Genomic DNA, 14,965 nt, shown 5'->3' with positions numbered 1-14,965 from the left:
CGACAACTCCTGCAGACGGTACGCAATCTTCTGCAGGAGCTGTCGAGTGCAACGAGGCTGCGATCTTTTCCAGAGCAATTACGCCTGAGCTTCCGCCTCGGCCAACTGCAGCCACAACGCCGGCGCCCCCGCCGACTTGCTGATCACTTCCAGCCGCGCCGCATGGGCCGCCAGGTCATCCTCGGTAGCGTGAATGATCCGCCCCGGCGTGCGACCGGCCGGCAAACGGCGGATTTCAGTGACCGCGCTACCCCCACCCTCACCGTCCGACGCATTGCCCGCCAGCGACAGGCTGGTCTGGCCACCGGTCATGGTCAGGTAAACGTCGGCGAGAATCTCGGAGTCGAGCAAGGCGCCGTGCAGTTCACGGCCGGAGTTGTCGACGCCATAGCGTTTGCACAGGGCGTCGAGGCTGTTGCGCTGTCCCGGGTGACGTTCCCGGGCCATCAGCAGGGTGTCGAGGATGCTGCAATGCTGGGTGATGTCCGCACGATCGTGCTGGCCCATCAGGGCGAATTCGTTGTTGATGAAGCCAACGTCGAACGCCGCGTTATGGATGATCAGCTGTGCGCCCTGGATGAACTCGAAGAACTCTTCGGCCACCTCGGCGAAACGCGGCTTGCCCACCAGGAATTCGTTGGTGATGCCGTGGACGCCAATGGCGCCTTCATCACTCTCGCGATCCGGTTGCAGGTAAACGTGAAAATGCCGGCCCGTCAGGCGCCGACCGATCAGCTCGACACAACCGATTTCGATAATCCGGTGGCCGTCGGTCACCGGCATGCCGGTGGTTTCGGTGTCGAGTACAACGGATCTGGTGGCCATCAGTGCTCAGCTCTCAATCGGTCAATCGTGCAAAAAGGCGGGGATATTAACACGGTGCCAAATGCAGGAGCTGGCGAAGGCTGCGATCTTTTGATTCTAAAAAAGCAAGATCAAAAGATCGCAGCCTTCGGCAGCTCCTGCAGAGGTGTTTTACAGCCCGCGGACTTCATCCACACCACGGTTGGCCAACTGGTCCGCCCGTTCGTTGCCATGATGGCCAATATGCCCGCGCACCCACTTCCAGGTGACGTTGTGGCGGCTGACCTGTTCATCGAGCATCTTCCACAGGTCGGCATTTTTCACCGGTTCTTTCGCCGCCGTCTTCCAGCCGCGTTTTTTCCAGTTGGCCATCCACTCGTTGATGCCTTTCATCACGTACTGCGAGTCGGTCACCAGCAGCACGTCGCAGGGCCGCTTGAGTTCTTCCAGGCCGCGGATCGCGCCCATCAGCTCCATGCGATTGTTGGTGGTGTTGGCCTCACCGCCCCACAGTTCCTTTTCAACACCCTTGTACACCAGCAATGCGCCCCAGCCGCCAGGGCCGGGATTGCCCTTGCAGGCGCCATCGGTGAACAGTTCTACGCTATCGCTCATGCCAATCCATCCAGAAAACACGCTGGCTTGCCGATCGCTGATCGACAACGCCCGAGACCGGGGGCAGCCCCGGCCGGTATATAGAAGAAGGTATTACGGTTCGATGCGGCGGCGATTGACCTTGGCCATCGGCAATGGAATCAGTTTGCCCATCGGCTCGCGGCGCTCCTGACGGACCGGCCGCAGGCCTACCACGATCTTGCGCGCCACCAGTAAATAGAAGCCGCCACCGGACAACTGCCAGTTGCCGGCCATGCGTTCCCAGCCAGCCAGGCGGGTCTGCCAGGCAGGCGAAGCAAGCGGCGGACGATAGCACCCGAAGCGGCGTTTCTCCAGCGCGAAGCCCAGCAGGTTCAGCCAGTCGGCGACCCGCGATGGCGAAATGCAGCGGGCCTTGCGCAACCCGTCATGGGCGAACACATGCCGCAGGCCCCAACTGCTCCAGGGGTTGATGCCGAGGATCAGCAGATGCCCGCCGGGCCGCACGCTGCTCGCCGCTTCGCGCAGCAAACCGTGGGGCGACAGGCAGAAATCCAGGCCGTGCTGCAACACCACCACGTCGGCGGCATGTTCGCTCAAGGGCCAGGCCTGTTCCTCGCAGACGATTTCCACGCCGGGCAACGGCGCGCCCAGTCGCACATTGCGCTGCACCTGGGGCGCCGACGGCGGCGTCTGGGCCGACGGTCCGTAGTGCACCAGATAGCCACCGAAGAACCGCCCCAGCTCCTCTTCGAGCATGCGCCGCTCTTCATCCAGCAAAAACTGCCCGAGCGGTCCGGACAGCCACTCGCGCGCCGCGCTGATCAACGCCAGCCAGTCAGGATCGGCCTGAGCGAACGCTTTATCGGTCATTGCATTCTCCAACGCGCCAGGAAGTTCTAAGATGCGCCTTTGTTTACCGCTTGGCGAATCCGACGATGATACAGATCAGTGCCCTGCCCGCCTTTACCGACAATTACATCTGGTTGCTGCAAGACCACAGCACCCGGCATTGCGCGGTGGTCGACCCGGGCGATGCCACGCCGGTACGGAACTGGCTTTCGGCGAATCCTGAATGGGTGCTCAGCGATATTCTGATCACTCACCATCATCATGACCACGTCGGCGGCGTCGAACAGCTCAAGAAAGCGACGGGCGCGAACGTCTACGGTCCGGCCAGCGAAAACATTCCAGGGCGTGACATCGCGCTCAAGGATAACGATCGCATCCGGGTGCTGGGCCATGACTTCGAGATCATCGCCGTGCCCGGTCATACCCTGGGACACATCGCCTATTATCACCACGGTCTGCTGTTCTGTGGCGACACCCTGTTCGCCGCCGGTTGCGGGCGCCTGTTCGAAGGCACGCCGCAACAGATGCACGCCTCGCTGTCGCGCCTGGCGGCGCTGCCGGACGACACTCAGGTGTACTGCACCCACGAGTACACCCTGAGCAATCTGCGCTTTGCCGCCGCGGTCGAACCGGGCAATACGGACACTCTGGAACGCCTGGCGACGGTGACCCGACAGCGGGAAGCCGGCGTCATCACCCTGCCGTCGAGCATCGCCCTGGAGAAGCGTACAAACCCGTTTTTACGTACCACTGAAACATCCGTTAAAGAAAAAGCGGACGAACGGACCGGCACCGATAACTCTCGGCCCGATATGGTTTTTGCGTCTCTGAGAGCGTGGAAAGACAAGTTCTGAACAGCTTGTACGATGGTACGAAAACCTCGAATGGTTGACCGCAGGGGGTCTGCTTTCTAGAATCGCCCGACATTTTTGCCCGGAACTAACGTTCAGCCAATGTCGTCATCCATTCGAAATGCCATCAGTTCGGACGCTTTAACCCGCCTGGCGCAAGCCATTGCGGTGGCTGTGTCCGCGACCTTGGCGGGCTGTTCCAGCCATGCGCCGCAGACCGACGCGACGCACACTCCGAATATTGCCGCGCGCGCCAAGCAGAAGCCCGTATGGCTCAGCGAAAAGCCGAGCCCGCAGATTCCGCAGGACGTCTGGGAGCGCATGCGCCAGGGCTTCCAGCTGCAGGACGGCCTGGGTGTCAACCCGCGCATCGAGCAGCAGCGCCTGTGGTTCGCCAGCAATCCTTCTTTCCTCGAGAACGCCGGCGAACGCGGCAGTCTCTACATCCATTACATCGTCGAACGCCTTGAAGAGCGCAACATGCCGTTGGAACTGGCCCTGCTGCCAGTGATTGAAAGCGCCTACAACCCGATGGCCTATTCCCGGGCCGATGCGGTTGGCCTGTGGCAATTCATTCCTTCCACCGGGCGTTACTTCAACCTGCGCCAGACCCGCTTCTACGATGGCCGTCGCGACATCACCGCCTCGACCACCGCGGCGATGGACTACCTGACCCGCCTGCACGACATGTTCAACGGTGACTGGCTGCTGGCCCTGGCCGCCTACAACGCCGGTGAAGGCACCGTCAGCCGCGCCATCGAACGCAATGAAAAGCTCGGCCTGCCAACCGATTACTGGAACCTGCCGCTGCCTGCCGAGACCCAGGCCTATGTGCCCAAGCTGCTGGCACTGTCGCAAGTGGTACTGGCGCCCGAAGCCTACGGCGTGAACCTCAACCCGATCGCCAACGAACCGTATTTCAAGGTCGTCGAGATCAACCAGCGCATGGACCTGTCCAAGGTTGCCGCGGTGGCCAACATCGACGAAGACGAACTGTTCCAGCTCAACCCGGCCTTCAAGCAGCGCACCACCATCGACGGTCCCCAGCACCTGCTGGTGCCGACGTCCAAGGCGCAACTGCTGACCACCAGCCTGCAGACCATGCGGCCTGAAGAGCTGATCAGCAAGAAGCCGCTCAAGCCGGTGTTCGACGGTTCCGGCGATACCCAGGTAGCGAGTGCCAAGCGCAACTACCGGGTCAAGCGCGGCGACAACCTGGGCTCCATTGCCAAGGCCAACAACGTCGACGTCAAGGATCTGCAACGCTGGAACAAGCTGAGCGGGAAGAATCTCAAGCCCGGTCAGACATTGGTCCTGCAAGACACCAGCAAACGCAGCTCCGGGCGCATCAACACCGTGGTCGCAGCCAACAGCAAGACCAAGGCTGAAGCCAAGAAGCCGCAAGCCAAGTACAAGGTCCAGCAAGGCGACTCGCTGTACATCGTGGCCAAGCGTTTCAACGTCGAGATGCAGCACCTCAAGCGCTGGAATCCACGTGTCGGCCAGGCGCTCAAGCCGGGGCAGATGCTGACGGTTTCGAACCCGCATTAAAGCCTGAAAGATCGCAGCCTTCGGCAGCTCCTACAGGGGAACGCATTCCTATGTAGGAGCTGCCGAAGGCTGCGATCTTTTTTCACACCTGCACCTCCTTTCCGGCACCGGCTTTTTCCTGTCCATACAAGCTGTTACTGTACGGCCCACAAAGCCCAAGCCGCCTGGATCGGATTCCATACTTGAAGCGTGCCCTCCTCCCGCTCCTGATCAGCCTGGCCTTGAGCTCCACCGCAAGCGCGACGATCAGCGAAAGCCATGGTTATGCGCAGTTCGGCGTGCTCAAGTACCCGGCCAGATTTACCCACTTCGACTGGGTCAACCCGCAAGCGCCCAAGGGCGGCACGTTGCGGGTGATGGCGTTTGGCACCTTCGATACGCTCAATCCCTACACCTTCAAGGGCACCAGCCCGGTCACCACACCGAATTTCCTGCAATACGGCATCAACGAGCTGAACGAGCCGCTGATGGTCGGCACCGGCCAGTACGCGCCATCCGGCGATGAACCGACCTCCAGCTACGGCCTGATCGCCCAATCGGTGGAGTACAGCGAGGACCGCAGCTGGGTGGTGTTCAACCTGCGGCCCGAAGCACGGTTCCACGACGGCACGCCGATCACCGCCTATGACGTGGCTTTCTCCTACCGCCTGCTCCTCAAGGAAGGCCATCCGCTGTACCGCACCAACCTGCAGGAAGTGCAGCGGGTGGACATTCTCAATCCGCAGCGCATTCGCTTCGTGTTCAAGCGTTCCGGCAATCCGTTGCTGATCCTGCGCCTGGGCGAGCTGCCGGTATTGCCGCAGCACTATTGGAAAGATCGCGACTTCAAGGCCACCACCTTCGAGCCGCCACTGGGCAGCGGGCCATACCGCATCACCTCGGTCACCCCGGGCCGGCAGATCGTCTTTGAGCGGGTCAAGGATTACTGGGGCAAGGACTTGCCGGTCAATCGCGGCAAGTACAACTTCGACCGCATGGAAGTCGAGTTCTACCGCGACAGCGATGTGGCGTTCGAAGCGTTCAAGGCCGGCGAGTTCGACATCTATATCGAACACCAGGCGAAGAACTGGGACACCGGCTACGGCTTCCCGGCGATTCGTCGCGGCGAGGTGATCAAGGCGCAGATCCCGCACCAGATCCCGACCCAGACCCAGGGCCTGTTCATGAACAGCCGCCGCCCGACCTTCGCTGACATCAAGGTGCGCGAAGCCCTGGGCCTGATGTTCGACTTCGAGTGGACCAACCGCACGCTGTTCAGCGGTGCCTACAAACGCGCCACCAGCTACTACCCCAACAGCGAATTCTCCGCCAGCGGCCTGCCGGTCGGTCATGAATGGCTGCTGCTCAAGCCCTATCGCGAACAGTTGCCCGCCAAGTTGTTCACCGAGCCGTTCAACCTGCCGCAAACCCAGGGTCGCGGCATTCCCCGGGAAACCCTGCGCAAGGCGCTGGGCCTGCTCGCGGAAGCCGGCTGGAAGCTCAACGGCCAGCGCCTGCAGAACGCGGCCGGACAACCGCTGCGCCTGGAGATCCTGCTGGTCAATCCGAACCTGGAGCGCATCCTCCAGCCCTACGTCGAGAACCTCGCCAGCATCGGCATCGATGCGCGTCTGCGCACGGTGGATCGCGCCCAGTACAAGCAGCGCCTCGACCAATTCGATTTCGACATGATTCTGATGACCCTGAACCAGACCCTCAGCCCCGGCCTGGAACAGTGGCAGTACTTTCACTCCAGTCAGGCCGCAGTCAAGGGCAGCAAAAACTACGCAGGCATCGCCAATCCGATTGTCGATCAACTGCTCGATCAACTGCTGGCCGCCAGGACGCGCGACGATCAGGTCGCCGCCGGCAAGGCGCTGGACCGGGTGCTGCTCTGGCAGCATTACATCATTCCCAACTGGTACCTCAATTATCACCGCCTGGCCTACCGCAACCGGCTGGCCTTTGTCACCACGCCGCCCTACACCCTGGGATTGAGTGCCTGGTGGCTGAAATCTTCGGAGAAAGATCGATGAGACCCATCAGCGCCCTGCTCCTGCAGGCCAGCGTCCTGTTATTCGCAGGCGTGGCCGCAGCCGCGCCGCAACATGCCCTGACCCTGTACAACGAGCCGCCCAAATACCCGGCGGACTTCAAGCACTTCGATTACGTCAACCCCGACGCGCCCAAGGGCGGGATCTTCCGCGAGGCCGGCTTTGGTGGTTTCGACAGCCTCAACCCCTTCATCAGCAAGGGTGTGTCGGCCAACAATATCGACCTGATCTACGACACCCTGGCCAAGCAGGGCCTGGACGAGCCCTTCACCGAATACGGCCTGATCGCCGGCAAGATCGAAAAGGCGCCGAACAACGATTGGGTGCGTTTCTATCTGCGCCCCGAAGCGCGCTTTCATGACGGCCATCCGGTGCGCGCCGAAGACGTGGTGTTCAGCTTCCAGACCCTGATGAAGGACGGCGCCCCGATGTACCGCGGCTACTACGCCGACGTCGCCGACGTGGTCGCCGAAGATCCGCTGACGGTGCTGTTCAAGTTCAAGCACAGCAACAACCGCGAGCTGCCGCTGATCCTCGGCCAGTTGCCGGTACTGCCCAAGCACTGGTGGGAGAACCGCGACTTCAACAAAGGCAACCTGGAAATGCCGCTGGGCAGCGGGCCGTACAAGGTCAGCGAGGTCAAGGCCGGGCGCTCGGTGCGCTATGAGCGGGTCAAGGACTATTGGGGCAAGGACCTGGCGGTCAACCGTGGTTTCTACAACTTCGATGTGATGCTCACCGACTACTACCGCGACAACACCGTGGCCCTGGAAGGTCTCAAGGCCGGGCAGTTCGATTACTGGCTGGAGATGACCGCGAAGAACTGGGCCAACGCCTACAACATCCCGGCCGTCACCGAGGGCCGACTGATCAAGGAACAGATCCCCAACGGCAACCCTACCGGCATGCAGGGCTTCGTGTTCAACCTGCGTCGTCCAGTGTTCCAGGACGTGCGGGTACGCCAGGCGCTGACGCTGTTGCTGGATTTCGAGTGGACCAACAAGCAACTGTTCAACAGCGCCTACGCGCGCACCCGCAGTTACTTCGAGAACTCGGAAATGGCTGCCACCGGCCTGCCGGACGCCGACCAGCTGGCGATCCTCGAGCCATTTCGCGGCAAGATTCCCGAGCAGGTCTTCACCGAAGCCTTCGAGAACCCGGTCACCGACGGCAGCGGCATGATCCGCACCCAGCAGCGCAAGGCCTATCAGTTGCTGCAAGAGGCCGGCTGGCGCATCGTCGACGACAAGATGGTCGATGCCACCGGCAAACCGGTGGTCATCGAGTTCCTGCTGGCGCAGACCGAATTCGAACGGGTGCTGCTGCCGTTCAAGCGCAACTTGAGCGACCTGGGCATCGACCTGGTGATCCGTCGGGTCGACGTCTCGCAGTACGTCAACCGCGTGCGTTCCCGGGACTTCGACATGATCGTCGGCAGCTTCCCGCAGTCCAACTCGCCGGGTAACGAACAGCGCGAATTCTGGATGACCGCGGCCGCCGACAAACCCGGCAGCCGCAACTCCATGGGCCTCAAGGATCCGGTGGTGGACCAGCTGGTCGAGCAACTGATCAACTCTGACTCGCGCAAAAGCCTGGTGGCCCACGCCCGCGCACTGGACCGCGTGCTGCAATGGGGCTATTACGTGATCCCTAACTGGCACATCAAGACCTGGCGCGTGGCCTACTGGAACCACATCGGTCATCCGAAGGTCTCGCCTAAATACGACATCGGCACCGCCACCTGGTGGGTCAAGCCCGATGCCAAGCCGGCGATAGAGATCGAAACCAAACTGCAGGCCGACCCTGCGGGCACGGAGTAATCAGATGCTGGCGTATATTTTTCGGCGACTGCTGCTGATCATCCCGACCCTGTTCGGCATCCTGCTGATCAACTTCGTAATCATCCAGGCCGCGCCCGGTGGACCGGTGGAACAGATGATCGCCAAGCTCGAAGGTTTCGAAGGCGCCACCAGCCGCATCGCCGGCGGCGGCGCGGAAGTGTCGGTGGCCGGCTCAGCCTATCGCGGCGCCCAGGGCCTGGACCCGGCGCTGATCAAGGAAATCGAACACATGTACGGCTTCGACAAATCGGCGCCGGAACGCTTGTGGATCATGGTCAAGAACTACGCCTCGCTGGAGTTCGGCGACAGCTTTTTCCGCGACGCCAAGGTCATCGACCTGATCAAGGAAAAGATGCCGGTGTCGATCTCCCTCGGCCTGTGGAGCACCCTGATCATGTACCTGGTGTCGATCCCGCTGGGCATCGCCAAGGCCACGCGACATGGCAGTCACTTCGACGTCTGGACCAGCTCGGCGATCATCGTCGGCTATGCAATCCCGGCGTTCCTGTTCGCCATCCTGCTGATCGTGGTGTTCGCCGGCGGCAGCTACCTGGACTGGTTCCCGTTGCGCGGGCTGACATCCAACAACTTCGATGAGCTGAGCATGGGCGGCAAGGTGCTCGATTACTTCTGGCACCTGGCGCTGCCGGTGACCGCCCTGGTGATCGGCAACTTCGCGACCATGACCCTGCTGACCAAAAACAGCTTTCTCGACGAAATCAACAAACAGTACGTGGTCACCGCCAAGGCCAAGGGCCTGACCCGAAACCGCGTGCTCTACGGCCACGTGTTCCGCAACGCCATGCTGCTGGTGATCGCCGGTTTCCCCTCGGCCTTCATCGGCATCTTCTTCACCGGATCCTTGCTGGTGGAGGTGATTTTTTCCCTCGACGGCCTCGGCCTGATGAGTTTCGAAGCGGCGATCAACCGCGATTATCCGGTGGTCTTCGGCACGCTGTTCATCTTCACCCTGCTGGGTCTGGTGGTGAAACTGATCGGCGACCTCACCTACACCTTCGTCGATCCGCGCATCGACTTCGAAAGCCGGGAGCATTGAGATGAACCTGTCCCCTCTCAATCGCCGCCGCTTCGAGCTGTTCAAGGCCAACAAGCGCGGCTGGTGGTCGCTGTGGCTGTTCCTGATCCTGTTCGGTGCCAGCCTCGGCGCCGAGCTGATCGCCAACGACAAACCGCTGGTGGTGCACTACGACAACGGCTGGTACTTCCCGGCGCTCAAGCGTTACCCGGAAACCACCTTCGGCGGCGAATTCCCGCTGGAAGCCAACTACAAGAGCCCGTACATCCGCGAACTGCTCAAGGCCAAGGACGCCTGGGTACTGTGGGCGCCGATTCCGTTCAGCTACCAGAGCATCAACTACGACCTGCGCGTCCCTGCCCCCGCGCCGCCCTCGGCGGACAACCTGCTGGGCACCGACGATCAGGGCCGCGACGTGCTGGCCCGGGTGATCTACGGTTTCCGTGTGTCGGTACTGTTCGCCCTGACCCTGACCCTGCTCAGCTCGATCATCGGCGTGATCGCCGGTGCCTTGCAGGGCTTCTACGGCGGCTGGGTGGACCTCGCCGGGCAACGTTTCCTGGAGATCTGGTCCGGATTGCCGGTGCTGTACCTGCTGATCATTCTGGCCAGCTTCGTCCAGCCGAACTTCTGGTGGCTGCTGGGGATCATGCTGCTGTTTTCCTGGATGAGCCTGGTGGACGTGGTCCGCGCCGAGTTCCTGCGCGGGCGCAACCTGGAATACGTGCGTGCGGCGCGGGCGCTGGGCATGCAGAATGGCGCGATCATGTTCCGTCATATCCTGCCCAACGCCATGGTCTCGACCATGACCTTCATGCCGTTCATCCTGACCGGCGCCATCGGCACCCTGACCGCCCTGGATTTCCTTGGCTTCGGCCTGCCGGCGGGCAGCCCGTCGCTGGGCGAACTGGTGGCCCAGGGCAAATCCAACCTGCAGGCACCGTGGCTGGGCATGAGCGCGTTTGCCGTGCTGGCGTTGATGCTGAGCTTGCTGGTGTTCATCGGCGAGTCCGCTCGCGATGCCTTCGACCCGAGGAAGTGAAATGAATCAGGACAATCTGATCGAAGTGCGCGACCTCGCCGTCGAATTCGTCGTCGGCACCCACAGCCAGCGGGTGGTGGAAAACGTCAGCTTCGATATCAAGCGCGGCGAAACCCTGGCACTGGTGGGCGAATCCGGCTCCGGCAAATCGGTGACCGCCCACTCCATCCTGCGCCTGCTGCCCTACCCGCTCGCCCGGCACCCGGCGGGCACCATCGAGTATTCCGGGCAGAACCTGCTGGACCTCAAAGAAAAAACCATCCGTCACATCCGCGGCAACCGGATCGCGATGATCTTCCAGGAGCCGATGACCTCGCTCAATCCGCTGCATTCGATCGAGAAGCAGATCAACGAGGTGCTGGGCATCCACAAGGGCCTGGTCGGCAAGGTGGCGACCAAGCGCACCCTGGAGCTGCTGGAAATGGTCGGCATTCCCGAGCCGCACAAGCGCCTCAAGGCCCTGCCCCACGAATTGTCCGGTGGCCAGCGCCAGCGGGTGATGATCGCCATGGCCCTGGCCAATGAGCCTGAGCTGCTGATCGCCGATGAGCCGACCACCGCGCTGGACGTGACCGTTCAGCTGAAAATCCTCGAATTGCTCAAGGAACTGCAGGCTCGCCTGGGCATGGCATTGCTGCTGATCAGCCACGATTTGAACCTGGTTCGAAGAATTGCGCATCGTGTATGTGTCATGCAGCGCGGTTGCATCGTCGAACAGGCATCGTGTGAGGAATTGTTTCGTGCGCCGCAGCATCCGTACACTCGGATCCTGCTCGCAGCGGAGCCCAGCGGGAAGCCGGCGGCCAATGAAATCGGCCCGCCACTGCTTGCGGTCGAGGACCTGAAAGTCTGGTTCCCGATCAAGAAAGGCCTGCTCAAGCGCACGGTGGATTACGTCAAGGCGGTGGACGGCATCAACTTCAACCTGCCCCAGGGCCAGACCCTGGGGATCGTGGGCGAAAGCGGTTCCGGCAAATCGACCCTGGGTCTGGCGATCCTGCGATTGATCGCCAGCAAGGGCGCCATCCGCTTTGAGGGCAAACAGCTGGACAGCCTGACGCAACAACAGGTCAGGCCGCTGCGTCGGGAGATGCAGGTGGTGTTTCAGGACCCGTTCGGCAGCCTGAGCCCGCGGATGTGCGTGAGCCAGATCGTGGGTGAAGGCTTGCGGATTCACGGGATCGGCACCGAGGCCGAACAGGAACGGGCGATTATCGAGGCGCTCAGGGAAGTAGGACTGGACCCGGAAACCCGGAACCGCTACCCCCACGAATTTTCCGGCGGGCAACGGCAGAGAATCGCCATTGCCCGGGCTTTAGTGCTAAAACCGGCGTTGATTTTGCTGGACGAGCCGACTTCGGCTTTGGACCGCACCGTGCAACGCCAAGTGGTGGAGCTTTTGCGTTCACTGCAAACCAAGTACAACCTGACGTATCTGTTCATCAGCCATGACCTGGCTGTGGTCAAGGCGCTGAGCCACCAGCTGATGGTGGTCAAGCATGGCCAAGTGGTCGAACAGGGAGACGCGCAAAGCATCTTTGCCGCCCCCCAACATCCGTATACACAGCAGTTACTGGAAGCCGCCTTCCTGGCTCCGGAAACTGCGCAATAACCTGAAAGAGGAGCAACACATGGGTTTTCTCGCCGGTAAGCGCGTACTGATCGTCGGTGTCGCCAGCAAGCTGTCCATCGCATCCGGCATCGCCGCCGCCATGCATCGCGAGGGCGCTGAGCTTGCCTTCACTTATCAGAACGACAAACTCAAGGGTCGTGTCGAAGAATTCGCACAAGGCTGGGGCTCGAGCCCTGAGCTGTGCTTCCCGTGCGACGTGGCCAGCGACGCGGAAATCGCCAAGGTTTTCGAAGAGCTGAGCAAGAAGTGGGACGGCCTGGACTGCATCGTGCACTCCGTGGGCTTCGCCCCGGGCGACCAACTGGACGGCGACTTCACCGAAGCCACCACCCGTGACGGTTTCCGCATCGCCCACGACATCAGCGCCTACAGCTTCGTCGCCCTGGCCAAGGCCGGTCGCGAAATGATGAAAGGCCGCAACGGCAGCCTGCTGACCCTGTCCTACCTGGGCGCCGAGCGCACCATGCCTAACTACAACGTGATGGGCATGGCCAAGGCTTCCCTGGAAGCTGGCGTCCGTTACCTGGCCGGCTCCCTGGGCCCGGACGGCACCCGCGTGAACTGCGTATCGGCCGGCCCGATCCGCACCCTCGCCGCTTCCGGCATCAAGAACTTCCGCAAGATGCTGGCCGCCAACGAAGCGCAAACCCCGCTGCGTCGCAACGTCACCATCGAAGAAGTCGGCAACGCCGGCGCTTTCCTGTGCTCGGACCTGGCGTCGGGCATCAGCGGTGAAATCATGTACGTGGACGGTGGCTTCAACACCACCGCCATGGGCAACATCGAAGAGTGATCTTCGGTTAGCCAATGAAAAACCCGCCTTGATTGGCGGGTTTTTTATTTCTGCCATTTCCGCCGGCTCCCATAGGGATTTTGCCTGACCGCGGGACCGCGAGCAGGCTCGCTCCGCCAGAAACGAGCAGGCTACACTGCTGGAAATTCCCACCCTCGAGGAACGCCTGATGCAGCTCTCCCCTTTCCACCTGGCCATTCCAGTCTACGACCTGAACGCCGCGCGGCATTTCTATGGCAGCGTTTTCGGCCTGGAAGAAGGTCGCTCGAGCGATCACTGGGTCGATTTCAATTTCTTCGGTCACCAACTGGTGATCCACCTGGCACCGAAAAACGCCTCCCAGGAAGCCGCCCACACCAACGCCGTCGACGGCCATGACGTGCCCGTGCCGCATTTCGGCGTGGTGCTGGGGATGGCGGAGTGGGAAGCGCTCGCCGAGCGGCTGACGGCACTGGAAACCCGATTCGTGATCGAGCCGGGGATTCGTTTTCAGGGATTGGTGGGGGAACAGGCGACGATGTTTTTGTTCGACCCGTGCGGCAATGCGCTGGAGTTCAAGGCGTTCAAGGATATTGGGCAGCTGTTTGCCAAATGAGGTGTTGACTGTTCCGGCCTCTTCGCGGGCAAGCCTCGCTCCTACAGGGTCACGCGGTCCTCTGCAGGAGCGAGGCTTGCCCGCGAAGAGGCCCGCAAACACACCAGAAAATTACCGCCCCAACACCCTCTCGGCCCTCTCCAGCAACTCCTCCACCGAATCATGCTCCTCAGGATCATGCTCGATCTGGCCAATGCTGAATCGAATGCCATACCCGCGATGCGCCATGGTGTTGCGCGCGTCGAGCATTTCCTCTAGCCGTGCCTTGATGGCCGTTACATCCACGCCACAGGAGCCAGTGAGCAAGGCCACGAAGGTCGCGCCTTCAAGACGGCCGATTACGTCACTTTCCCTGAAGCCGATGTTCAGCACGTCGGCGAAGGTTTTCAGTGCGTGATCGCCCTCGCTGCGGCCGAACAGGTAGTTGATGCGCTTGAATTCTTCGAGGTTGAAGAACAGCAGCGTGGCAGGTCGGCCCAGACGCTGGCAGGCGTCGAGCCCCAGTTGAGCCAGGGCGATGAAGCCGTGGCGGTTGGGCAGCAGCGTCAGTTCATCCATGCTTGCCATCTGCACGCCGATCAGTTCTTGCTCGGCCTTGCGGGCCAGATCGCGCAGCAGTTCGCGTTCCTGTTGTGGCGTCCCTGCACATACCCGTGTCTTGTGCGGTTTGCCTGAGGTCAGCATCGGATACTCCCCGTTTGATTATGTTTTTTAGAGTCCTTGATGGCGGGTTTGACTCCGCAGCATTGACCGATGGTCATGTGCCCGCCAATGGACAAGGCCCTCCAGCGTCAGCCCACAGCTTGAATTGCGTGACGAATACATCGTGCGGCACCGGCACTGGCGCGCGATTGCCGCCCGGATTCCAGCCCCACAGCACCAGCTTGTCTTCACTCACATGTTTGATCAGCGCGTCGAAATCACGGTCGCCGTTGCTCGCGCGGTCCTTGATCATGTTGCACAACCTGTCGGGCGGCAGGCCAATCCAGGCCATTTTGTGCGCCGCCGGCGGCAGGCTCCAATGCGGCGCACCCGGTGGTGTGCCGGGGCCGTAGCTGGCCGGTGGATTGGCGTCGGCGTGGCAGGTGGCACAGGGCAAGCCCGCCGCGCCCTTGCCGTCCATGCCCCGCACAACGTTCATTGCATGGGGCTTGCCAGCGTCGAACTGCAAGGGCGAATCACCCGGTATGTGGCAGTTCTGGCAGCGGGGGCTCTGGAACACCTGTCGCACGGTGTCGAAGGCCTTCAGCGCCTCCTTGTCATCGGCGAACAACTCGGTGGCATAGATGAACAGGCACACCAGGATCAACGTCCCGAGAATCCAGTGATGGCGCTTCATC

The 14,965-nt window shown here is 61.6% G+C and carries 14 protein-coding genes; 9 read left to right on the top strand and 5 right to left on the bottom strand.

The features are described from left to right. Window positions 1-78: 78 nt before the first annotated feature. The 3 genes from dnaQ to HNO86_RS12910 all read right to left on the bottom strand — a co-directional run bounded on the left by dnaQ (window position 79) and on the right by HNO86_RS12910 (window position 2,271). Window positions 79-825 carry a DNA polymerase III subunit epsilon gene (gene dnaQ / locus HNO86_RS12920; protein WP_175377340.1) on the bottom strand — a complete coding sequence of 249 codons (747 nt, stop codon included), beginning with the start codon at window positions 823-825 and terminating at the stop codon, window positions 79-81. 150 nt (window positions 826-975) lie between these two features. Beyond that, complete coding sequence (gene rnhA / locus HNO86_RS12915; protein ID WP_175377339.1) at window positions 976-1,419, bottom strand: ribonuclease HI; 444 nt, start codon at window positions 1,417-1,419, stop codon at window positions 976-978. A 93-nt stretch (window positions 1,420-1,512) separates the two neighbouring features. Then, the gene (locus HNO86_RS12910) at window positions 1,513-2,271 is read right to left on the bottom strand and encodes a class I SAM-dependent methyltransferase (RefSeq protein ID WP_175377338.1); all 759 of its coding nucleotides are present in this window, start codon (window positions 2,269-2,271) and stop codon (window positions 1,513-1,515) included. 65 nt (window positions 2,272-2,336) lie between these two features. On the opposite strand from HNO86_RS12910, the gene gloB reads away from it, so the two are divergent. The 9 genes from gloB to HNO86_RS12865 all read left to right on the top strand — a co-directional run bounded on the left by gloB (window position 2,337) and on the right by HNO86_RS12865 (window position 13,625). Beyond that, a complete protein-coding gene (gloB, locus tag HNO86_RS12905; protein WP_175377337.1) occupies window positions 2,337-3,104 on the top strand; it encodes a hydroxyacylglutathione hydrolase in 768 nt (255 codons plus the stop codon). Between the two features lie 99 nt (window positions 3,105-3,203). Beyond that, a complete protein-coding gene (locus tag HNO86_RS12900; protein ID WP_175377336.1) occupies window positions 3,204-4,652 on the top strand; it encodes a LysM peptidoglycan-binding domain-containing protein in 1,449 nt (482 codons plus the stop codon). A 206-nt stretch (window positions 4,653-4,858) separates the two neighbouring features. Beyond that, a complete protein-coding gene (locus tag HNO86_RS12895; protein WP_372242526.1) occupies window positions 4,859-6,667 on the top strand; it encodes an extracellular solute-binding protein in 1,809 nt (602 codons plus the stop codon). Next, a complete protein-coding gene (locus tag HNO86_RS12890; protein ID WP_175377334.1) occupies window positions 6,664-8,505 on the top strand; it encodes an extracellular solute-binding protein in 1,842 nt (613 codons plus the stop codon). The genes HNO86_RS12895 and HNO86_RS12890 overlap by 4 nt, the downstream gene beginning before the upstream one ends. Before the next feature lie 4 nt (window positions 8,506-8,509). Next, complete coding sequence (locus HNO86_RS12885; RefSeq protein WP_175377333.1) at window positions 8,510-9,583, top strand: microcin C ABC transporter permease YejB; 1,074 nt, start codon at window positions 8,510-8,512, stop codon at window positions 9,581-9,583. A gap of 1 nt (window position 9,584) precedes the next feature. After that, on the top strand, window positions 9,585-10,604 hold the full coding sequence (locus tag HNO86_RS12880; RefSeq protein WP_175377332.1) for an ABC transporter permease: 1,020 nt from the start codon (window positions 9,585-9,587) through the stop codon (window positions 10,602-10,604). Window position 10,605: 1 nt separating this feature from the next. Continuing rightward, window positions 10,606-12,216, top strand: coding sequence for an ABC transporter ATP-binding protein (locus HNO86_RS12875; RefSeq protein ID WP_175377331.1), 1,611 nt, complete (start codon window positions 10,606-10,608; stop codon window positions 12,214-12,216). Between the two features lie 19 nt (window positions 12,217-12,235). Next, window positions 12,236-13,030, top strand: coding sequence for an enoyl-ACP reductase FabI (gene fabI / locus HNO86_RS12870; protein ID WP_175377330.1), 795 nt, complete (start codon window positions 12,236-12,238; stop codon window positions 13,028-13,030). Between the two features lie 169 nt (window positions 13,031-13,199). Next, a complete protein-coding gene (locus HNO86_RS12865; RefSeq protein WP_175377329.1) occupies window positions 13,200-13,625 on the top strand; it encodes a VOC family protein in 426 nt (141 codons plus the stop codon). A 111-nt stretch (window positions 13,626-13,736) separates the two neighbouring features. On the opposite strand, the gene HNO86_RS12860 is transcribed toward HNO86_RS12865, so the two are convergent. Together HNO86_RS12860 and HNO86_RS12855 are read right to left on the bottom strand one after the other, a co-directional pair. After that, entirely contained in the window at window positions 13,737-14,309 is a 573-nt protein-coding gene (locus HNO86_RS12860; RefSeq protein WP_175377328.1) for a GGDEF domain-containing protein, read from the bottom strand. A gap of 73 nt (window positions 14,310-14,382) precedes the next feature. Next, entirely contained in the window at window positions 14,383-14,964 is a 582-nt protein-coding gene (locus HNO86_RS12855; RefSeq protein WP_175377327.1) for a hypothetical protein, read from the bottom strand. Window position 14,965: the final 1 nt, after the last annotated feature.

The sequence above is a fragment of the Pseudomonas sp. C1C7 genome (assembly GCF_013359595.1).
Lineage (GTDB): Bacteria > Pseudomonadota > Gammaproteobacteria > Pseudomonadales > Pseudomonadaceae > Aquipseudomonas.
This window is presented reverse-complemented; position numbering and strand designations above follow the sequence as displayed.